Source organism: Micromonospora sp. HNM0581 (genome assembly GCF_012726175.1).
GTDB lineage: Bacteria > Actinomycetota > Actinomycetes > Mycobacteriales > Micromonosporaceae > Micromonospora.
Genome location: NZ_JAASAD010000001.1, coordinates 120,313 through 139,868, shown reverse-complemented (window position 1 = coordinate 139,868; position 19,556 = coordinate 120,313). Strand labels below are relative to the sequence as shown.

Genomic DNA, 19,556 nt, shown 5'->3' with positions numbered 1-19,556 from the left:
TCAAGCACAGGCTATCCGCTGCAACGTCCGGGGAAGCTGCGACAATTCCCCGCTGTGGTGGCTGACTCCGCATCCGTACGCGTGCTCGCCGGACTCGATCCGGAGCAACGCGCGGCGGTGACCGCTCCGGCCGGCCCGGTCTGCGTGCTGGCCGGAGCCGGTACCGGCAAGACCCGGGCCGTCACGTCCCGGATCGCGTACCGGGCCCTGACCGGCGAGATATCGGCTCGACACGTCCTCGCCGTCACCTTCACCGCCCGCGCCGCCGCGGAACTACGCCATCGGCTCGCCGTGGCCGGAGTGGCCGGCGTACAGGCACGGACCTTCCACGCGGCGGCGCTGCGTCAGGTGCGCTACTTCGCCCCTCGACTGCTCGACGGCCGGGCCATGCCCGAGTTGCTGGACAGCAAGGTCCGGTTGGTCACTGTCGCCGCGGCGCGAGCTGGCATACGGGCCGACCGGACGGCCGCACGCGATCTGGCCGGTGAGATCGAGTGGGCCAAGTCGTCCCTCGTGGAACCAGCCGAGTACATGGTGGCCGCGGCCAAGTCGCTGCGGGAGACCGTGCACGATCCGGCGAAGGTGGCGGAGGTGTTCGCCGCGTACGAGAGGCTCAAGCGCACCGGGGGCGTGATCGACTTCGAGGACGTGCTGCGCGCCGCGGTCTGGGGGATAGAGGAGCATCCGGATGTCGCCGAGCAGGTACGCAACCAGTACCGGCACCTGGTCGTCGACGAGTACCAGGACGTCAACCCGTTGCAGCAGCGGTTGCTCGATGCCTGGCTCGGCGGGCGGGACGACCTGACCGTGGTCGGCGACGCCTCGCAGACCATCTACTCGTTCACCGGGGCCACCTCGGCTTACCTGGTCGACTTCCCGCGTCGGCACCGTACGGCGACCGTGGTCCGGTTGGTTCGCGACTACCGCTCGACGCCGCAGGTGGTAGGGCTCGCCAACGCGGTCATCTCGCAGGCCCGGGGTACCGAGGCGCGGTTGCGCCTGGAACTGGTCGGGCAGCGCCCGGCCGGTCCGGAGCCGGAGCGACGAATTTTCACCGACGAACCGGCCGAGGCCGCCGCCGTCGCCGCCCGTTGTCGCGCGTTGATCGACGCCGGTGTCCCGGCCCGCGAGGTCGCCGTCCTGTTCCGCACCCACGCGCAGTCCGAGGCGTACGAGAAAGCGCTCGCCGAGGCCGGTGTGCCGTACCTGGTCCAGGGGGCGGAGCGGTTCTTCGAACGCACCGAGGTCCGGCAGGCGATGGTCGCGCTGCGCGCGGCGACCCGGTCGCTGTCGGGTGAAACCCCGCTGCGGGTCGCGGTGGTCGAGGCGCTGGCCGGCGTCGGATGGGCCCCCGACTCCCCACCGCCGGGCGGTGCAGCCCGCGAGCGGTGGGAGGCACTGGCCGCGCTGGTGCAGCTAGCCGAGGAGTACGAGGCGACTCCGGCGATCCAGCCACTCGGGGTGGCCGCGATTGTGGAACGCCCGGTCACCCTCACCGACTTCACCGAGGAACTGGCCCGGCGGGCAGCCCAGCAGCACGTGCCGACCATCGACGGGGTGACGCTGGCCTCCCTGCACTCGGCCAAGGGGCTGGAGTGGGACGCCGTCTTCCTGGTAGGTCTGGCTGAGGGCACCCTGCCCACCAGCTACGCGCGTACCACCGAGCAGGTCGAGGAGGAACGCCGCCTGCTCTACGTCGGTATCACCCGGGCCCGGCAGTGGCTCTGGCTGTCGTACGCCTCGGCCCGCTCGCCGGGCGGCCGGCCCCGGCGGCCATGCCGTTTTCTGCCGCAGCTGGCGCCCACCCCCTCGACGGAGCGGGCCAGCGGGGAACGACAGGTGCGGACCACGTCACGGCGGGCCGCCACCCGGATCGTGTCCTGCCGAATCTGCGGCACCACCCTGCTCGCCGGGCCGGACCGCAAGCTGGGTCGATGTGCCGCTTGTCCCTCCGACATCGATGACGAGCTGCACGAACGGCTGCGCGAGTGGCGGTCCCGGGTGGCCGCGGCGCAGAAGGTGCCCGCGTACGTGGTCTTCACCGACGCGACGCTCGTGGCACTTGCCGAGCGGCGGCCGGGCCGGGCCGAGGAGATGGTCGCGATCGCCGGGATCGGACCACGCAAGCTCGGCCTGTACGGGGAGGCGGTGCTGGCGTTGGTTGGTGGTGCGGCAGTCGACGAAATCTGCCCTCAGAAAACTTTCCAATCCGACCGTTAATTCGTTTGCCCTCGCCCTGTCAGCCGGCATAGCCTCATGGCACACCTCGGAAGGGGCCCTGTTAGGGCTGCTCACGGGGTCTGTTCCCAGGTCGATCACGAGTGGACGTCAAGGAGGTGGCACCGATGGAGCTCTACATCTACAAGCGTCCGACGGAGCTGCCCATTGCCGTCGCTCCGCTGCCGGCTGCCCTGTCGTCCGTCTCTTCGCGGACGGACGTTCGGGCCGCCACTGTCGCTGCGCGACCGTGGGCTCCGCAAGTGCACCGGGCCGAGACTCAGGCCGAGCTGATCCTCGCACCGGTCACGAGCGCGTTCCAGGGGAGCAGTGGCTGCGCGGGCAATGGTGTCGATGACGTCAACAAGCGGATGGACATCCGCGGTGTTCCACCTCGAGGTAGACCGGTCTGATCACAGACCACCGGCTCACCTCGAGGCCGCGGAACCCGCACACCGGGATCCGCGGCCTCAGTTTTTTGCACCGCCGAAGTACGTACGTCGCAACAGCGGTCCACGAGATCGTGGTGAGAGAGAGGTGACCGGGCGATGAGTCTGGCATTGGCCCCACTCGACCTGAGCGTCGAGTTGGAGGCGAGCCTGCCCTGCCGGAAGTTCGACCCCGACCTGTGGTTTTCCGACGCGCCGACCGAGCTGGAACTGGCCAAGTCGCTCTGCGGGGACTGCCCGCTGCGCGCCGAGTGCCTGGCCGGTGCGGTCGAGCGGGCCGAGCCGTGGGGCGTCTGGGGCGGTGAGATCTTCGAACGTGGCGCGGTCGTTCCGCGTAAGCGGCCGCGTGGCCGCCCCCGTAAGGAGGACCTCGCCCGGGACGCGGAGTTGCGGGTCGAGGCGGAGGCGCGACTGGCGGCCAATGGCCTCGCCGCGTCACGCAGCGCTGTCCGGCTGGCTGCCTGACATGTTCCCGATCGAGACGAACCCCGCCGGTGTCGCACCGGCCGACAGAAAGCTGACCACCATGCTGCACCTTCCGAACGGAGTCGAGATGTATCTCATCCACGAAGCGTTGTCGAGGGCTCGAATGCTTCGGCCTCAGGCCGGTCGCACCACCACGAGCACTGAGGCAACCCGATCCGCCCGTACCATCGCCATGACCGGCCGCGCCCGGTCAGCTCGCGAGCTGGGCGCTCTGTAGGACGAACCCCGCGACGGCGGGCGGGGACCGCGGTCCCCGCCCGCCGCGACGTGGCCGGGCTCAGCCGACCGGCGTGAACCCCGGTAACCAGCGTTGCAGGATGCCCCGGTAGGACGCCTTGGCCTCCAGTTGGCACAGAACCCCGATCGACCCGAGCGTCACCCGGTGGATGAGCAGGTAGGACGGTGGCAGGTTGAGTTGTCGGCTGAACTGGTAGGCCGGGGAGCGAGGGCTGGCCAGCCGGGCGGCCTCGGCGCGTAGCCAGGCCCGGGTGAAACGGAACTCGTCGACGGCGATCGGCTCCAGCATCGGACGTAGGAACTCCAGCAGCGCGTGGGCGTCGATTGGATCCGTGCCGCTGACGAAGCCCTCGGCCCGCAACCCGGCCTCCACCCCGTCGGCATCGCCGCGTAGGGCCAGCCCGGCGATACGGCCGATCGGCTCCGGGGTACCTTCCGGCATCCGGGCCACCGCCCCGAAGTCGATCACTCCTAGCCGGCCGTCGGGCAGCAGACGGAAGTTTCCCGGATGCGGGTCGGCATGCAACAGCCCGACCTGGGCCGGCGCGGAAAGGTGGAGAGTGGCCATCAGCCGACCCGCTTGGTCGCGCTGCTCCTCCGTGCCGGTTTGGATGATGTCGGCCAACGGGGTGCCGGTTATCCACTCGGTGACCAGCATCCGGGGCGAGGCGTGCAGGACCTCCGGCACGTAGATGTCCGGGTCGTCGGTGTACCCGGCAGCGAAGGCTCGCTGTGACTCCGCCTCCAGTTCGTAGTCCAGCTCCTCGGTGATCCTTTCTCGCAGCTCGGCCAGCAGGGGTTTGATGTCCAGCCCGGGCTGGATCGCCCGGAACATGCCCCCCAGTCGGGACAACTGTTTGAGATCGGCGAGCAGGGCATCGCCGGCACCGGGATACTGGATCTTTACGGCGACGTCCCGGCCGGAGCCGTCCGGCAGCCGCCACAAGGCCCGGTGCACCTGTCCGATGCTCGCCGCAGCGGCCGGGGAATCGTCGAAGGTCACGAACCGTTCCCGCCAGGCCGGCCCCAACTGTTCGGCAAGCACCTTGTGCACGCTGGAGGTGGGCAGCGGTGGCGCGGCCTCCTGAAGTTTCGTCAACGCCTGGCGGTAGGGCGCGGCGACCTCTTCCGGCAGGGCCGCCTCGAACACCGACAGCGCCTGACCGAACTTCATCGCACCGCCCTTGAGCTGACCGAGGACGCTGAACAACTGCTCGGCCGTGCGTTGCTGAATCTCGGCGGAGATCACGTCGGAGGCGAGCCCGGTGACACGCTTTCCCACGCCGAGGACGGTCCGGCCGGCGAAGCCGAGCGGCAGAGCGGCAAGCTTGGCGGTCCGGGACACGGCCCGGCGCGGGATGTCGGTCACTTGGTCATTGTTACCGACCGGGCCGGTCCGCTGCTGCCGTGCTGCCGCACCCACGCTGCCGGTGCCCGTGTCATCCGCCGCACCGACAGCGCGGATGCGGTGGCCAGTAGCGCCGGCGAAGGCTGCCGGGGGCCATCACCTCGACCGATCCGCCGAGGGTCTCGGGGGTTCCGCCGTCGAGGTGGCTTAGCACCTCACCGACGGCGTGACCGGTCGCGGTCAGCAGGAGACTCACGGCGCAGGCAGGGACGGGCGGGTCGCTGGCGAGTTGGGCCGCGAGCGCCGGCCAGCCGGGATCCCGGTCGGCCCGGTGCAGGTCGAGACAACGCAGACAGGGGCCGGCCGGCGGCCGGACCAGCGGGCCGACCGTCGGAATGCCCTCCCGCACGTCCACGAGCAGGTGCGGCTGTCGCCGTTGGGCATGCCCGGCGGCCAGTAGCTCCACCGGTCGGTCAGAGCCGAGTTGCACCACAAGGTCGGGGCGGGGTCGCCGTAGCGGGCCGGTTCCGGTGCCCGGGGCGGCCCGTTGTACCGCTGCCCGAGCTGCGACGTCGAGCGGGCACCCGATCTCCGTGGCGGCGATGCCGGTGCCGACGAGATCGAGTGGACGAACCGGTCCGGGCAGGTCGCAGTGCACGTGGCCGACGCCTGCCTGGGCCAACGCGACCGCGATGGCAGGACCGAGCGGACCGCTCCCGGCGACCGTCACCCGGGCTGCCAGGCGGCGCCGGAGCAACTGGGCTGGGGTGCCGGGTAAGCGGGCAGCGGCCAGCGCCAGCGCGCCGACTTCGGCGGCGAGCCGGGTCCGACGTGGTCCGGTGAGATCCCGGGGTACGAGGGTGTGCGCCGGTACCACCAGACCGGCGGTGCGTAGGGCGTCGAGAAGGGCCTGGGCGTGTTCCGGGCGCACTTCCGTTCCGGCCAGCACCTGCCGTTCGCTGCGTGTGCCGTCGAGCAGGTCGAGTAGCCGGGCCGTCCGGGGGTCGGCCACCTCGACAAGGACCGCCCGCTCTCCGCCGAGGCCGAGCTGCAGGGTGTGCCTGTCGCGCCAGAGGCGGGGCAGTCCCGGTATCAGGCGGGGGCGGGGAGACAACGGGCGTTCGGCGGTTCGTGTCATAGGCACGAATAGTTACCGCACATACGCTGTCCGTTGATCGTTGTCCACAGGTCGTCAGCCCCAGATCCTGGACTGTCCACAGGTTTCGGCGAGTTATCCACAACCCGTGGTCAATACTGTCGGTGGCCTGACAGTCGCCGCACAACCGGGATGGGGTGGCGGCAGGCCGTCCCCATCCCGGTGTGTGTTCGTCAGACCTTCGCCTTGCCCAGGATGCGGTTCACTGTTGTGCCACATACCGGACACTTGCCCTTGGCCATGTTCATGCCGGTCTTCGAGACCTCGACACGGCCCTCGAAGTCCCGCTTCTCCTTGCACTTGACGCAGTAACCGTTGTAGGTCTGGGCCTGGTCGGCCACGGTGTGCCCTCCTCGTGTCGTCCACCCGGTCGACAACGACCCGGTGGGTCTCCGGTGGCAGCCGCTCAGGGGCGTCCGGCACCGGTTCTGTCCGGTGGCCACCCACGTGACCACCGGTTGGCGGACCCTACCCAGGTGTGGGCGGTTCCATGTCAGCTGCGCATTGCCACTGTGAGCAAGGCGACGTCGAGAGTGTGCACGCCGAATTGGGCCAGATCAGTCAGTTCGCCGGGGACACGCCGACCGGTACCCCGTAAAGTGCGCTGGTCACGCCGCCGGAGCGGCGGGGGCGAGGATTCGATCGACCTGGTGATGATCACTTAGCGTGTCGATCGAGTCAGGTGTGACACCTTGCCGGCCACCACGAAGGGTGACCGTGACGGCTGTCCCAGGTTCGGTAGGATTTTTTTCGGGACTCCTGGCGACCAATCCCCATTTTCCGGACGCGTGTCGGGGGGTTGACTCTTGCGGACCCCTGGTCACAACGCATTAGCTTGCCAACGTGACAGCAAACCGAGGCTGCGCGGTCCACTGATGGCTGGGCCGCGGAAGCCGGTCGTCGAGGTACGGCGCAGCCAGCGCCGGCGACGCACGGTGTCCGCCTACCGCGACGGGGAGCGGGTCGTGGTACTCATACCCGACCAGTTCTCCCGGGCCGAGGAGAGCGAGTGGGTCGACCGGATGCTCGCCCGGCTGGCGGCCCGGGAGGGACGGCTGGTCCGCTCCGACGCCGATCTGCTGGCCCGTGCCGGCCGGCTGATCAAGCTCTACCTCTCCGAGTACGGTAACCAGGCCGTACCGGTGAGCGTCCGGTGGGTGCGCAACCAGAACGGTCGGTGGGGCTCCTGCACCCCGGCGGACAGGTCGATCCGGCTGTCGCACCGGATCCAGGAGATGCCCGACTGGGTGATCGACTACGTCCTGTTGCACGAGCTGGCCCATCTCGTCGTACCCAGCCACAACGCCCAGTTCTGGGCACTCGTCGGCAGGTATCCGAAGACGGAACGAGCCCGTGGCTACCTTGAGGGCGTGGCGGCCGTCGCCGGCACCCCGTGAGCCGTGCGGGGCCACGGCGATAGGGTCGGTGCATGGCCCGACGTGTGGTGGTGGCGCTACTCGCACCGGTCGCCTGGTCGCCCCCCGGCGTCGACCCGGTGGACTGGCGCACGGCACTCGCCGAGGACGTGATCGACCTGCTGGCCATGCTCAACGAGGTGGACATTGCAGTGGCGGTCACCCGAGCCGACCGCTGGCTGGCAGACGCGGTGATCTGGCCCGGCACGACCGTGTACGAGGTGTCCGAGCCGACTCCGAACGCGGTGTTCACCGCACTGACCGCTGACCGGCGGCGAGCAGGGACAGCCAGCACGGCCCCGCCCCCCGAGGACGGGCCGACGGGGGAGCCCACGGCAGCGACGGGCAGCTACGAACAGGTGGCCGTCGTCGCGGGGGACGCGCCCGACCTGCCCGGACTCACCGTCGGCAAGTTGCTGCGTCCGCTGACCAGCCGGCCGGTCGCGGTCGCCCCGGTCGAAGGTGGCCTCCCGGGGCTGCTCGGGGTTGCGGCGCAGTTGCCCGTGCCATCCTGGCTGCCGCCGCTGGACATGGACGCGGCCGTACCCGCGACCATCCGCGCGGCGGCACCCCGCCCGGGGGACCTGGCAGTGACACCCTCCTGGCACCGGCTGCGGGGGCCGGTGGATCTGGCCCGGCTCGATCCGGCGCTGGACGGGTGGGAACACACCCGGTCTCTGCTGTCCGGCGTCCGCCGCAACGGCTGAGCTGACCCGCCGGCCGGCCGTGGTCGACCGTCAGGGACGGTCCCCGCCACCCTGCGTGTCGTCGGGTCGGTCCGTCTCCCCGGGGGCCTTCTCTTCCGGGCCACCCGGAGCGGAGAAGTCGAAACTGTCCAACTCGGTCATCAGGTCCCCCTCGGCGGTGGCGAAGGCCACCGGGTCGGTGAAGTCGTCGTCGGAGGGAAGCAGGTCGGGGTGCCCCCACAGCGCGTCCCGGCCGGCGATGCCCCGGTGCTCGGTGAGCGCCGCCCAGAGCGCCGCGGCCTCGCGCAGCCGACGGGGCCGCAGTTCCAGCCCGACCAGGGCGGCGAAGGTCTGCTCGGCAGGTCCGCCGGCCGCGCGGCGGCGACGGAACGCCTCACCCAGCGCCACGACATTCGGTAGCCGGCCGGCGGCAGCCTCGTCGACCACGTGGCAGACCCAACCCTCCACCAGGGCGAGGGCAGCCTCCAGTCGCGCCAGCGACGCCTTCTGGGTCGGGCTGTCCTCCGGAGTGAAAATTCCCTCCAGGGCGATCGCCTGCATCGACTCCGGGTCGGTCGGGTCGACCCGCCCCATCGCCTCCTCGATCGCCTCCCGATTCACCCGGATACCGGCGGCGTACGTCTCGACGGCGTTGAGGACGTGCCCCCGCAGCCACGGGACGTGTTCGAAGAGCCGCTGGTGTGCCGCCTCGCGCAGGGCCACGTAGAGGCGTACCTCGTCCTCCGGCAGCTCCAGACCTTCGCCGTACGCCCTGATGTTGGCGGGGACGAGCGCGGCCGTGCCGGCGGGGCCGAGTGGCAGACCGATGTCACCGGCCGAGAGCACCTCCGCGGCGAGCGAGCCGAGGGCCTGACCGAGCTGGCCGCCGAAGAGCGCGCCGCCGAGGGTGGCCACCATCGACTGCATCGGGCCGAGCTGGGCGCGGGCCTCCGGGGGGACCAGGTCACCCATCGCACCGACCATCCGGCTGGCCACCGGGTCGCACAGCTTCCGCCAGACGTCCAGGGTCTTGAAGATCCACTCGTTGCGGTTCCAGGACACGGTGTTTCGAATGCCCGAGGGCAGCGCGGAGGCTGGCTCCAGCCACAGGTCGGCGATGCGTAGCGCCTCCTCCACCGCGTGACGCTCGTAGGGGGAGACCGCCGGGTCGCCTGCCGCGGCGAGTTGACTGGCCGCGACCTGACGAGCCAGATCCCAGTTGACCGGCCCGCTGCCCGGCGCGGAGAGCAGGTGCTGCAACTGCGACATGAACTGTTGCATCTGCGCAGGGTCGTTGGGGTCGGGCGGCTGCCCACCCGGTAGCGCGAAACCGAACGGAATATCAGGCACGACGTCTACGGTACGCGCGCTCGGCCCCGGACCGTCGTCACCGTGGTTGCGCTCAGGGCGAAGTCGTCAGTCGTGCCGGCCGGGAGTCGTCACCGGATCGGTACGCTCGGCCGCATGAGACGTCGCGGCCTGACCGTCCTGCTCGGTGCTCTGCTCACCGCACTGCTCAGCATCGGGGTGCTCGGTGCGCCCGTGCCGTACGTGGTGCTCGGCCCCGGCCCGACCGTCGACACACTGGGCCAGGAGAACGGTAAGGAGGTCATCCAGGTCACCGGGCGGGAAACCTCCACCTCCGCAGGCCAGTTGCGGCTGACGACGGTGGGCGTGCAGCCCGGAGTCAAGCTTCGTTCGGCGATCCAGGGTTGGCTCTCCGACGAGCAGGCCGTGGTGCCGCGTGAGCTGGTCTACCCACCGGGGGAGACCCAGGAGGAGGTGGAGCAGCGCAACGCCGAGGACTTCCAGGTCTCACAGACCAGCGCGGAGACCGCCGCGCTGCGGGAACTCGGGTACGAGGTGCAGGTCATGGTCAAGACGGTTGCCACCGACGGGCCGTCGGCCGCGGTGCTCCGCCCCGGCGACGTGGTGACCTCTGTCGACGGCGAGTCGGTGCCGTTCGCCTCCCGGCTCACCGAACTCATCCGGGCCAGGCCGGCGGGTACGCCGCTGCGGATCGGATACACCCGGGACGGTGCCGCGCGGACCGACACCATCATCAGCCAGGAGCACGACGGTCGGCCGCGGATCGGCATCGAGATCGAGCAGCAGCAGCCGCACCCGTTCACCCTCTCCTTCGACCTGGAGGACATCGGCGGTCCGAGTGCGGGTCTGATGTTCGCCCTGGGCGTCATCGACAAGCTGACCCCGGACGACCTGACCGGTGGTCGGATCATCGCCGGCACCGGCACCATCGACGACGCCGGGCAGGTCGGCCCGATCGGCGGGATCCCGCAGAAGCTGGTCGGCGCGAAACAGGCCGGCGCAACCACGTTCCTGGTGCCGGCGGCCAACTGTGCCGAAGCGGTCCGGAACCGGCAGCCGGACCTGCCGTTGGTGAAGGTGGGCTCGCTCGACGAGGCATTGGACGCGCTGGAGACGCTGCGTTCGGGGGGCGAGCCGACGTACTGCTGAGCCGCGCGGCATGACCTTGCCCTCACGCTTTCAGGAACACCCCGTACTCTGGGTGCCTGGTCGGAGCCGATCATAACGAGCGTGCGGAGCCAACTGTGGTCATGCGTAGCAGCAGCCCCCTGCCGAGGATGAGCCGACGCGGACGCGTCACGATCGGGGTCCTGATCGGGGTGTTCGTGCTGTTCACCCTGCTCGGCTGGGGAGTGCAGGCATGGACGGACTGGCTCTGGTTCTCCGAGGTCGACTACACCGAGGTCTTCCGGGGGGTGCTCGTCACCCGGCTGCTGCTCTTCCTGGCCGCAGGTCTGGCGATGGCGGCGATAGTCGGTGGCAACCTCTGGCTCGCGCAGCGGCTGCGGCCACGGATGCGACCCCACTCACCGGAACAGGCCACCCTGGAGCGGTACCGGATGCTGCTCGGCCCCCGGCTGGGTCTGTGGATCACGGCAGCTGCCGCCGTCGTCGGCCTCTTCGCCGGCCTGTCGGCGCAGAGCCGTTGGAACCAGTGGCTGCTCTTCCTGCACGGAGGCAACTTCGGTGTGGACGACCCGGAGTTCGGTGTCGACGTCGGCTTCTACGTCTTCCAGCTACCGTTCTGGCGGTTCCTGCTGGGGCTCGGCTTCACCGCGGTGGTGCTGGCGCTGATCGGCGCGCTGGCCGTGCACTACCTGTTCGGCGGGGTGCGCCTGCAGGGCGTCGGTGACCGGATGAGCAACGCCGCCCGGGCGCACCTGAGCACGCTGGTCGCGGTGTTCGTCCTGCTCAAGGCCATCGCGTACGTGTTGGACCGGCGGGCGATGCTGTTGGAGTACAACGACGGCGTGAACGTCTACGGCGCCGGCTACGCCGACATCAACGCCTTGCTGCCGGCCAAGGAGATCCTCGCCTACATCTCCGTGGTGGTGGCGATCGCGATCATCGTGTTCTCCAACGCATGGATGCGGAACCTGGTCTGGCCGGGCATCTCGCTGGCCCTGCTCGGCGTCTCCGCAGTGGCGATCGGTGGCATCTACCCGTGGGCGGTGCAGACTTTCGAGGTCAAGCCGAGCGCCCGGGACAAGGAAGCGCCGTACATCCAGCGCAGCATCGACGCCACCCGCGCGTCGTTCGGGCTGGACATCACCCAGAGTTCGGCGTACTCGGCGAACAACCTGAACCCGCCGGAGAGCCTGGCCACCGACACGTCGGTGGTGCCGAACGTCCGGCTGCTCGACCCGCAGTTGGTGAGTGAGACCTACACGCAGCTCCAGCAGGTCCGTGGCTTCTACGACTTCGGTCCCAAGCTCGACATCGACAGGTACACGCTGAACGGTGCGACCCAGGACTATGTCGTAGGCGTACGGGAGATCAACTACGGCGAGCTGACCGCTCAACAGAGCAACTGGATCAACCGGCACACGGTCTACACCCACGGCTACGGCGTGGTGGCCGCGCCGGCGAACCGGGTGGTCTGCGGTGGGCAGCCGTTCTTCGTCTCCGGGTCGCTCGGTGAGCGGTCACAGGAGTCGTGTGCCTCGCCGACCGACCTGATTCCGGCGAGTCAGCCCCGGATCTACTACGGCGAGCGGATGGCGGCCGGCGACTACGCGATCGTCGGAAAGCCGAGCGCGGACGCAAACCCGGCCGAGTTCGACCGCCCGGCCGGTGAGAGCGGCGAAGGTGGCGACGGACCCGAGTCGTACTACACCTACACCGGTTCCGGCGGCGTCGAGATCGGCTCGTTCACCCGTCGACTGCTCTACTCGATCAAGGAGCAGGAGGCGAACTTCCTGCTCTCCGAGGCGGTCAACGACAACTCCAAGCTGCTGTACGTGCGTAACCCCCGCGACCGGGTGGAGAAGGTCGCGCCGTTCCTGACCCTGGACGGCGACCCCTACCCCGCCCTGGTCGACGGCCGGGTGCAGTGGATCGTCGACGGGTACACCACCGCCGCGACCTACCCGTACGCGGAGCGGGTCAACCTCCAGCAGGAGACCACCGACGAGCTGACCGGCCGAGGCACGATCCAGCTGGCCCGGGAGAACGTCAACTACATCCGGAACTCGGTGAAGGCCACCGTCGACGCGTACGACGGCACTGTCGCTCTCTACGAGTTCGACGAGAACGACCCGGTGCTGAAGGCGTGGAACAAGGCGTTCGGCGGTGACCTGATCACACCGCGTGCCGAGATCCCACCGGCACTGGCCGCCCACTTCCGCTATCCGGCCGACCTGTTCAAGGTGCAGCGCAACCTGTTGACCCGGTTCCACGTCACCAACCCCGGCGACTTCTACTCCGGCCAGGATTTCTGGCAGGTGCCGAACGTGCCGGACGCGCCGGACAGCGGGCAGAAGCAGCCGCCGTACTACCTCTACACCCAGTTCCCGGGTCAGGATGCGCCGCGTTTCCAGCTCACCAGTGCGGTCACTCCGAACGGTAGGCAGAACCTGGCCGCGCTGATCTCGGGTTCGTACCAGGATGGCAAGCCGACGTTGCAGGTGCTGGAGTTGCCGGACCAGACAGCGATCTCGGGGCCGGTGCAGGTGCATCAGCGGATGACGAACACCAACGCCACCATCCGGCAGCAGCTGAACCTGCTCTCCTCGAACCAGGCTCAGGTGCAGTACGGCAACCTGCTCTCGCTGCCCTTCAACAACGGGATGCTGTACGTCGAGCCGGTCTACGTGAAGAGCAACCAGCAGGACGCGTACCCGCTGCTGCAGAAGGTGCTGATGTCGTACGGCGACGGGGGCTCCTACGTCGTTCTGGCCGACAACGTCAGCGACGGCATCAAGCAGCTCGTCGAGCAGGGCAAGCAGGCGGCGGCAGGCAATCCGCCGCCGCCCGGAGGTGAGGAACCACCGGAGGGGGAGGAGCCGTCGCCGTCACCGTCGCCGTCGGCAACTCCGTCGCCGGATGACGCGCCGCCGCTCGAAGGTGAACTCGGTGCGGCCGCCGATCGGGTGCGGGCCGCGATCACCGAGGTGCGCGCCGCGCAGGCGTCCGGCGACTTCGAGCGGTACGGCCGTGCGTTGGCGGCGTTGGACGAGGCGCTCACTGCGTTCCAGCAGGCTCAGCAGTCGGCGGGTGTCAACGGCACGCCGAGCTCACCGGCTCCTTCCGGCAGCCCTTCACCGACCGGCTGACCGGCGGAAACGGTGCGGCCCGCGGCCCGGCGTTCCTCGCCTCTGCCGCGGGCCGCACCGTTTCCGGGGCGAGAACCGATCTGAACTGCTGACCGACCGGCGACAGGATGGTCGGGCCGTGGCGGTGAACCCGGGCGTTCCGTGGGTCGTTTTGCGGGCAGCGGGGGCGGTGCGCTACGGTGGATCTACCGACGCGGGGTGGAGCAGCTCGGTAGCTCGCTGGGCTCATAACCCAGAGGTCGCAGGTTCAAATCCTGTCCCCGCTACTGCGAGGAAGAGGTCCCGGGATTCTCCGGGGCCTCTTTTCGTTCGTCACAGGTCGGTCCGGTAGCTCCGTCGTGTGGGCGTCGACGCACCGGCGGCCCCCGGGTGGCTGGATTCCTGAGACGGGGCGTTACGGGTGGGGGTGCCGATGATCGTGCTGACCGATGGGGTAGGCTGGTTCTACCGACGCGGGGTGGAGCAGCTCGGTAGCTCGCTGGGCTCATAACCCAGAGGTCGCAGGTTCAAATCCTGTCCCCGCTACTGTTCGACAGCGACCCCGGATTCGTCCGGGGTCGCTGTTTTTTCGACGTCGTCCATACCGGCGTCGTCCCTGGTGCGGGACATCCGTCGCCGAGGCAGCCCGAGGCAGCTCTGGGTTGCGCGTCTCGGCGAGGATGGGCGCATGTCTTCTTTCGGTAGGTGGTGGGGGCGGCTCGGCATGCTCGTGGGTACGGTCGTGCTCGCGGTTTTCGTTCCGGTCGTGGCGTGGGCGTCGTCGGGTACTGGTGAGTTGGTGGTGGAGGCGGCCCGACGGCGCGGGAGCGGTTTCGGTGTCTTCGGTTTCCTGAGTCTGCTCTGCTGCCTGGCGGTGGTGGTCGTGATCGTCCTGCTGGTGATCCGGCTGACCCGCCGCCGGCGCTGATCGGGCGCACCGAGAACGTCCGCGCACTGGTGGTCTTGCCCCGTACCGCCAGCGGCGGTACGCCCCGCGCGTGGTCTACTTGTCCGCGTGGAACTTCTGCACTCGGGCAAGGTGAGGGACGTCTACGCCGAGGGCGATGACCTGATCCTGGTCGCCTCCGACCGCATCTCCGTCTACGACGTGGTCCTGCCGACCCCGATCCCGGAGAAGGGCAAGCTGCTCACCGCATTGTCGTTGTGGTGGTTCGAGCAGTTGGCCGACCTGGTGCCCAACCATGTCCTCTCGGCGACGGACGTGCCGGCTGAGTTCTCTGGGAGGGCCATCCGGTGCCGTCGGCTGGAGATGGTCCCGGTCGAGTGCGTCGCCCGTGGCTTTCTCACCGGCGGGGGCTTGAAGGAGTACGAGAGCACCGGGAAGGTCTCCGGTGTCGAGCTGCCGCGCGGGCTCGTGGAGGCGTCCATCCTGCCCGAGCCGATCTTCACACCGTCCACCAAGGCGCCGGTGGGTGAGCACGACGAGCCGATGACGTTCGACGAGGTGGCAGACAAGGTCGGCACCGAGACCGCCGACCGCCTGCGTCAGTTGACCATCGACGTGTACTGCCGAGGGGCCGAACTGGCGGCGGATCGGGGCATCCTGGTCGCCGACACCAAGATCGAGCTTGGTTGGGCATCGGACGGCACCCTGGTCCTCGGTGACGAGCTGCTCACCCCGGACTCGTCCCGCTTCTGGCCGGCCGAGTCGTACCAGCCCGGACGCGCCCAGTTCTCCTACGACAAGCAGTACGTACGGGACTGGGCGGCGCGCAGCGGCTGGGACAGGCGGAACCCGGCACCGCAGGTGCCTGCCGATGTGGTCGACGCCACCCGGGCTCGCTACGTGGACGTCTACGAAAGGCTGACCGGCAACAGCTGGTAGGGCCCGAGTCTGCTATTCGGTGCTGCGGTGGCGGCCGACGTGCTGCTCGGCGGGGACGGTGGCGGTGATGATACGCACCGTGGTGCCGGCGGAGCTGGTTTCGACGTCCATCGCGTCGGTCAGTTCTCGGGCCAACCAGAGCCCCCAGCCGCCGGCCGTCTCCGGCGCGGGTCGGTTGCGGTTGTCGAGGTCCTGCGTGCTGATGCCTCGCCCGTGGTCGGCGACCTCGCACAGAACCAGGCCGGGCTCCTCCCACAGCCGCAGCCAGCCCTGGCCGCCACCGTGCCGAACCGCATTGGTGATCAGCTCGTTGACGGCGAGCACGAAGTCGTCCAACCGTTCGTCGCGTAGCCCGCTGGCGCGCGCGCAGGCGGCGACCGAGTGACGGAGCTCGGTCACCTGGGCCTGGTCGAAGGCGTCGGCGATCAGAAGGGCGTGTTCGATGGGCACCACCGTACGCGGTGTGGGCGGTCCTGCGTTCGTCATGGCCCCGTCCCGACAGAGATCGCAAAGGCTTACGCGGCTTTTACCACCGTACGTCAGGGTTGGTCGAGCTGCACTGGCCGCAGCGGCCCGAAGGCCTGTGGCATCGTGGCGCACGTGCCCGCAGCCGGTGGTTTCGAGGTTCCGCTCTGGCGGGCCGTCGCGGTCTTCCGGGTGGCCTCCCTGGCGTACGTCTGCGTGGTGTTGATCCGCGACGCGGACCGCTACGCCCACCCTGGCGCCGCGGGTGCGCTGGTACTCGTCATGGCCTTCTGGACCGCCGTCACCGCCATGGTGTACGCGGTCCCGGCCCGGCGCGGTTGGCCACTGCTCCTCGCCGACCTCGGCGTGGTGGTGGCGATCCTGCTGGCGACCCCGGCGGTGATGGGCCGGCCGGCGCTCGACGCGGGACTGCCGGTCCTCCCGGTGGCCTGGCTGAGCGGGCCGGTGCTGGCCTGGGCCGTATCCGGTGGGCGGCGGCGAGGCGCTGCCGCGGCACTGGTACTCGGCGTCACCGACCTGACGACCCGGGGGGTGGTCACCCCGAGCGCGTTCAACGGCGCGATCCTCATGCTGCTCGCCGGAGTGGTGGTCGGACACGTCGCCCGACTGACGGTCGTCGCCGAAGAACGGCTGCACCGGGCGGTCGAGTTGGAGGCCGCCAACCGGGAGCGGGAACGCCTGGCCCGTGACATCCACGACTCGGTGCTCCAGGTGCTGGCCCTGGTGCAGCGGCGTGGTGCCCACCTCGACGGTGAGGCGGGCGAACTGGCCCGGCTGGCCGGCGAGCAGGAGGTGGCGCTGCGGTCACTGATCTCCGGTACCGGGCCGGTAGCGTCGGGTGCCGGCGACACACCTGTGGATCTGCGTAACCTGCTCGGCCGGCACGCCTCGGCCACCGTCTCACTGTCCGCCCCGGCGGGCCCGGTGCCGCTGCCTCCGGCGGTGGCCCGCGAGCTGGCAGCGGCCGTCGCCGCCGCGTTGGACAACACGGCCCGGCACGGCGGCGGTCGGGCCTGGGTGCTGGTCGAGGACGAAGGGTCGACGGTCACCGTGTCGATCCGGGACGAGGGTGCAGGTTTCCCACCCGACCGCCTGGCCGAGGCCGCGGCTGCGGGTCGGTTGGGCGTTGCGCAGGCCATCCGGGGGCGCCTCACCGACCTGGGTGGTACCGCCCGGATCAGCTCGATCCCGGGTACCGGCACCGAGGTCGAACTCACCGTGCCGAGGAGGAAGCTGTGAGCGGCGTACGCGTGATGGTGGTCGACGACCACCCGATGTGGCGGGAAGGGGTGGCCCGGGATCTGACGGAGGCAGGACACCAGGTGGTGGCCGTCTGCGGCGAAGGCCGCCAGGCGGTGCGAGTGGTCGCCGCGGTCCGTCCCGACGTGGTGGTGCTCGATCTGCACCTACCCGACATCTCCGGCGTGGAGGTGATCCACGGACTACGGACCGCGTACCCCGGTGTACGGGTGCTCATGCTCTCGGCCAGCGGCGAGCAGCAGGGCGTGCTGGATGCCGTGAAGGCCGGCGCCACGGGCTACCTGCTCAAGGCCGCCGGGCTCGCGGACTTCCTGGCGGCGGTACGGCGTACCGCGTCGGGTGAACCGGTCTTCACGCCCGGACTGGCCGGACTGGTCCTCGGTGAGTACCGCCGGCTCGCCGTGGGCGACGAGACGGCGGCCGGTGCCCGCGACACGGCACCCCGGCTCACCGAACGGGAAACCGAAGTGCTGCGCCTGGTGGCCAAGGGAATGTCGTATCGGCAGATCGCCGAGCGGCTCGGCCTGTCGCACCGCACGGTGCAGAACCACGTGCAGCACACCCTCGGCAAGCTTCAACTGCACAACCGGGTCGAGCTGACCCGGTACGCGATCGACCGTGGACTGGACGACTGAGCTCCGGCAGCTCACACCGAACGCGGCGGCCGGGTCTCGTGCACGGCCAGTTCCTCGGCGCTGGCCCCCCCACCGGCGGCACCCGCGTCGTACGCGATCGAATCGGTCTCCTGGTCGGTGTGCGCCCCCTCGTCCGGTTCGACGAGCCGGCCCACCGTGGCGTCCGCGGAGGTGCCCAGCCGGTCATGGTCGAAGAGGGAGACCGGGGACTTCGGGTCGGAGGTGGGGCCCGGGTCGATCACGTCGGCGTCCAGCTGCGCCTGCGCCGCCTGCTCCCGGCTGTCCGCCTCCGCCGCAATGTCCGGGTCGACCGGCCCGGCAAGCGGATCGTCGACCGGCAGTTCGAACCGTTCCCGGCTCAGCTTGTAGTCCAGCGACTCGCCGTCGAGCTGCTCCTCGGCGGTGGTGCCGAACTCGTCGACGGCCGCCGGCGTCCGGTCACCTGGTAGCTGGGCCGGCGCCGGGCCGTCCGCCTCCCGTCCGGTCAGCACGTCGTCCCCGGCCGTCGAATCGTCGTCGGCGGTGTCGGGCAGGCCGTCGGCCTCAGGATCGGACACGGGGGTCGGGTACTCGTCGTCGCGCATGACTGACCACTACCCGCTGCCCTCCCGCCGTAACCGGTCGGGCCGGAGCGGATGGCCCGGCGCCGACGTCGGGCCGTCGCGTCAGCTCAGCGGGCCCGTCGACGGGCCAGCGCGGCGACCGTGCCGACTGCGGTACCGGCGGCGGCCAGCCCGAACGCGGCGGAGACCCGGACCAGTTGGCGACGCCGGCCGTGCCAGCCGCCGGCCACCGTGGCCTCGGCGTGGGGACGAAAGACGTTACCTGTGGTGTCGGCTGTCGGTTCCGGCCCGAACTGCGTGTGGTGGCCGTACCAGCCGAGTACCCGTTCGGCGAGTGCCGGTGCCAGCCGCCACTGCATGCCTATCAGGCGGGCGGCACCACCGGCGTACGCCTCCCGGCGGGGTCGCCTGAGCAGCCGGACGATCGTCTCCGCGACCACCTCCGGCGGATAGACCGGCGGTGGCGGAAGGACCTGCCGGCCGCTGTGATTGGCGGCGTGCCGGAAGAACGGGGTGTCGATGGTTGCCGGCAGCACGGTGCAGATGGAGACCGCCCCCCGGCCGGTGGCACGCAACTCCTGGCGTACCGTGTCGGAAAGTCCCCGGACCCCGTGTTTCGCGGCGTTGTACGGGGACTGGTACGGCATCGCCACCTCGGCCAGCCCCGAGGCGTTGTTGACCACGACGCCGCCACCTGCCGCGCTGAGATGCGGCAACGCGGCTCGGATTCCGTTCGCCGTACCGAGCAGGTTGACGTCGAGCACCCGGCGGAACTCGGTCACCGGGATCTCGTCGAACAACCCGATGGTGCCGACCGCGGCGTTGTTGATCCAGGCGTCGATCCGACCGAACTCCGCCACCGCCGTCGCGGCGAGCCGTCGCACCGCGTCCGCGTCGGTCACATCGGTGGGCACCACCAGAGTGCGGCCACCCAACTCACGGCAGCGCCGAGCCACCTCGCGCAGTGCCGGTTCGGTTCGTGCGGCCAGCACGACGGTGCTGCCGTGACGCGCCAGGGCGTACGCCGTCGCGGTGCCGATGCCGCTTGACGCACCGGTGATGACGATCGTGGCGTCGGCCAGATTTCGGACGAGGGGCATCTCCCACCGGTACCCCGCCAGATTCGGGTCATGCCGCCGCAAGCGCCCCCGATCTGCGAGGTTTCGGCTCTTCGGACGCCGGTTAATGGG

The 19,556-nt window shown here is 70.0% G+C and carries 18 protein-coding genes and 2 tRNA genes; 13 read left to right on the top strand and 7 right to left on the bottom strand.

What is annotated here, in order from left to right:
* Positions 1-54 precede the first annotated feature (54 nt).
* The 3 genes from HCA58_RS00645 to HCA58_RS00635 all read left to right on the top strand — a co-directional run bounded on the left by HCA58_RS00645 (position 55) and on the right by HCA58_RS00635 (position 3,131).
* Entirely contained in the window at positions 55-2,220 is a 2,166-nt protein-coding gene (locus tag HCA58_RS00645; protein ID WP_169595770.1) for an ATP-dependent DNA helicase UvrD2, read from the top strand.
* 125 nt (positions 2,221-2,345) lie between these two features.
* Complete coding sequence (locus tag HCA58_RS00640) at positions 2,346-2,630, top strand: hypothetical protein (RefSeq protein WP_169595769.1); 285 nt, start codon at positions 2,346-2,348, stop codon at positions 2,628-2,630.
* A 135-nt stretch (positions 2,631-2,765) separates the two neighbouring features.
* The gene (locus HCA58_RS00635) at positions 2,766-3,131 is read left to right on the top strand and encodes a WhiB family transcriptional regulator (RefSeq protein WP_169595768.1); all 366 of its coding nucleotides are present in this window, start codon (positions 2,766-2,768) and stop codon (positions 3,129-3,131) included.
* Between the two features lie 298 nt (positions 3,132-3,429).
* Here the strand turns inward: HCA58_RS00635 and HCA58_RS00630 are convergent, their stop codons facing one another.
* The 3 genes from HCA58_RS00630 to HCA58_RS00620 all read right to left on the bottom strand — a co-directional run bounded on the left by HCA58_RS00630 (position 3,430) and on the right by HCA58_RS00620 (position 6,234).
* Positions 3,430-4,758: an AarF/ABC1/UbiB kinase family protein gene (locus HCA58_RS00630; protein ID WP_169595767.1), complete on the bottom strand. Its 1,329-nt coding sequence runs from the start codon at positions 4,756-4,758 to the stop codon at positions 3,430-3,432.
* A 70-nt stretch (positions 4,759-4,828) separates the two neighbouring features.
* Entirely contained in the window at positions 4,829-5,875 is a 1,047-nt protein-coding gene (locus tag HCA58_RS00625) for a hypothetical protein (protein WP_169595766.1), read from the bottom strand.
* Between the two features lie 191 nt (positions 5,876-6,066).
* Positions 6,067-6,234 (bottom strand): DUF5679 domain-containing protein, encoded by a 168-nt coding sequence (locus HCA58_RS00620; protein WP_012014940.1) that lies wholly within the window; start codon positions 6,232-6,234, stop codon positions 6,067-6,069.
* Positions 6,235-6,768: 534 nt separating this feature from the next.
* On the opposite strand from HCA58_RS00620, the gene HCA58_RS00615 reads away from it, so the two are divergent.
* Complete coding sequence (locus HCA58_RS00615; protein WP_169595765.1) at positions 6,769-7,290, top strand: M48 family metallopeptidase; 522 nt, start codon at positions 6,769-6,771, stop codon at positions 7,288-7,290.
* Positions 7,291-7,322: 32 nt separating this feature from the next.
* The gene (locus HCA58_RS00610; protein WP_169595764.1) at positions 7,323-8,015 is read left to right on the top strand and encodes a hypothetical protein; all 693 of its coding nucleotides are present in this window, start codon (positions 7,323-7,325) and stop codon (positions 8,013-8,015) included.
* A gap of 30 nt (positions 8,016-8,045) precedes the next feature.
* Here the strand turns inward: HCA58_RS00610 and HCA58_RS00605 are convergent, their stop codons facing one another.
* Complete coding sequence (locus tag HCA58_RS00605) at positions 8,046-9,344, bottom strand: zinc-dependent metalloprotease (protein ID WP_169595763.1); 1,299 nt, start codon at positions 9,342-9,344, stop codon at positions 8,046-8,048.
* Positions 9,345-9,458: 114 nt separating this feature from the next.
* On the opposite strand from HCA58_RS00605, the gene HCA58_RS00600 reads away from it, so the two are divergent.
* From HCA58_RS00600 to HCA58_RS00575, 6 genes are all read left to right on the top strand, one after another.
* Positions 9,459-10,472, top strand: a complete 1,014-nt coding sequence (locus HCA58_RS00600) for a PDZ domain-containing protein (RefSeq protein WP_169595762.1) — start codon at positions 9,459-9,461, stop codon at positions 10,470-10,472.
* Between the two features lie 101 nt (positions 10,473-10,573).
* On the top strand, positions 10,574-13,597 hold the full coding sequence (locus HCA58_RS00595) for a UPF0182 family protein (protein WP_205807216.1): 3,024 nt from the start codon (positions 10,574-10,576) through the stop codon (positions 13,595-13,597).
* Positions 13,598-13,789: 192 nt separating this feature from the next.
* Positions 13,790-13,863: transfer RNA gene (locus tag HCA58_RS00590), tRNA-Met, on the top strand.
* 185 nt (positions 13,864-14,048) lie between these two features.
* A tRNA-Met gene (locus HCA58_RS00585) sits at positions 14,049-14,122 on the top strand.
* Positions 14,123-14,264: 142 nt separating this feature from the next.
* Entirely contained in the window at positions 14,265-14,504 is a 240-nt protein-coding gene (locus HCA58_RS00580; protein ID WP_169595760.1) for a hypothetical protein, read from the top strand.
* A gap of 87 nt (positions 14,505-14,591) precedes the next feature.
* Complete coding sequence (locus HCA58_RS00575) at positions 14,592-15,422, top strand: phosphoribosylaminoimidazolesuccinocarboxamide synthase (protein ID WP_169595759.1); 831 nt, start codon at positions 14,592-14,594, stop codon at positions 15,420-15,422.
* A gap of 12 nt (positions 15,423-15,434) precedes the next feature.
* Here the strand turns inward: HCA58_RS00575 and HCA58_RS00570 are convergent, their stop codons facing one another.
* A complete protein-coding gene (locus HCA58_RS00570; protein WP_169595758.1) occupies positions 15,435-15,908 on the bottom strand; it encodes an ATP-binding protein in 474 nt (157 codons plus the stop codon).
* Positions 15,909-16,022: 114 nt separating this feature from the next.
* Here HCA58_RS00570 and HCA58_RS00565 point away from each other — a divergent pair, with 114 nt between their 5' ends.
* Together HCA58_RS00565 and HCA58_RS00560 are read left to right on the top strand one after the other, a co-directional pair.
* Positions 16,023-17,147, top strand: coding sequence for a DUF5931 domain-containing protein (locus HCA58_RS00565; RefSeq protein ID WP_169595757.1), 1,125 nt, complete (start codon positions 16,023-16,025; stop codon positions 17,145-17,147).
* Positions 17,148-17,161: 14 nt separating this feature from the next.
* Entirely contained in the window at positions 17,162-17,803 is a 642-nt protein-coding gene (locus tag HCA58_RS00560; RefSeq protein ID WP_169596138.1) for a response regulator transcription factor, read from the top strand.
* 11 nt (positions 17,804-17,814) lie between these two features.
* Here HCA58_RS00560 and HCA58_RS00555 read toward each other — a convergent pair whose 3' ends face one another.
* Together HCA58_RS00555 and HCA58_RS00550 are read right to left on the bottom strand one after the other, a co-directional pair.
* Positions 17,815-18,387 (bottom strand): DUF5709 domain-containing protein, encoded by a 573-nt coding sequence (locus HCA58_RS00555; protein ID WP_169595756.1) that lies wholly within the window; start codon positions 18,385-18,387, stop codon positions 17,815-17,817.
* 86 nt (positions 18,388-18,473) lie between these two features.
* Complete coding sequence (locus HCA58_RS00550; RefSeq protein WP_169595755.1) at positions 18,474-19,466, bottom strand: SDR family oxidoreductase; 993 nt, start codon at positions 19,464-19,466, stop codon at positions 18,474-18,476.
* Positions 19,467-19,556: the final 90 nt, after the last annotated feature.

What these genes read in the sequence shown, in the direction of transcription:
- HCA58_RS00610 (WP_169595764.1), top strand. Translation starts at nt 7,323, where the DNA reads ATGGCCCGACGTGTGGTGGTGGCGCTACTCGCACCGGTCGCCTGGTCG.
- HCA58_RS00570 (WP_169595758.1), bottom strand. Translation starts at nt 15,908, where the DNA reads ATGACGAACGCAGGACCGCCCACACCGCGTACGGTGGTGCCCATCGAA.
- HCA58_RS00550 (WP_169595755.1), bottom strand. Translation starts at nt 19,466, where the DNA reads ATGCCCCTCGTCCGAAATCTGGCCGACGCCACGATCGTCATCACCGGT.
- HCA58_RS00615 (WP_169595765.1), top strand. Translation starts at nt 6,769, where the DNA reads ATGGCTGGGCCGCGGAAGCCGGTCGTCGAGGTACGGCGCAGCCAGCGC.
- HCA58_RS00635 (WP_169595768.1), top strand. Translation starts at nt 2,766, where the DNA reads ATGAGTCTGGCATTGGCCCCACTCGACCTGAGCGTCGAGTTGGAGGCG.
- HCA58_RS00580 (WP_169595760.1), top strand. Translation starts at nt 14,265, where the DNA reads ATGTCTTCTTTCGGTAGGTGGTGGGGGCGGCTCGGCATGCTCGTGGGT.
- HCA58_RS00640 (WP_169595769.1), top strand. Translation starts at nt 2,346, where the DNA reads ATGGAGCTCTACATCTACAAGCGTCCGACGGAGCTGCCCATTGCCGTC.
- HCA58_RS00560 (WP_169596138.1), top strand. Translation starts at nt 17,162, where the DNA reads ATGGTGGTCGACGACCACCCGATGTGGCGGGAAGGGGTGGCCCGGGAT.
- HCA58_RS00600 (WP_169595762.1), top strand. Translation starts at nt 9,459, where the DNA reads ATGAGACGTCGCGGCCTGACCGTCCTGCTCGGTGCTCTGCTCACCGCA.
- HCA58_RS00555 (WP_169595756.1), bottom strand. Translation starts at nt 18,387, where the DNA reads ATGCGCGACGACGAGTACCCGACCCCCGTGTCCGATCCTGAGGCCGAC.
- HCA58_RS00625 (WP_169595766.1), bottom strand. Translation starts at nt 5,875, where the DNA reads ATGACACGAACCGCCGAACGCCCGTTGTCTCCCCGCCCCCGCCTGATA.
- HCA58_RS00595 (WP_205807216.1), top strand. Translation starts at nt 10,574, where the DNA reads ATGCGTAGCAGCAGCCCCCTGCCGAGGATGAGCCGACGCGGACGCGTC.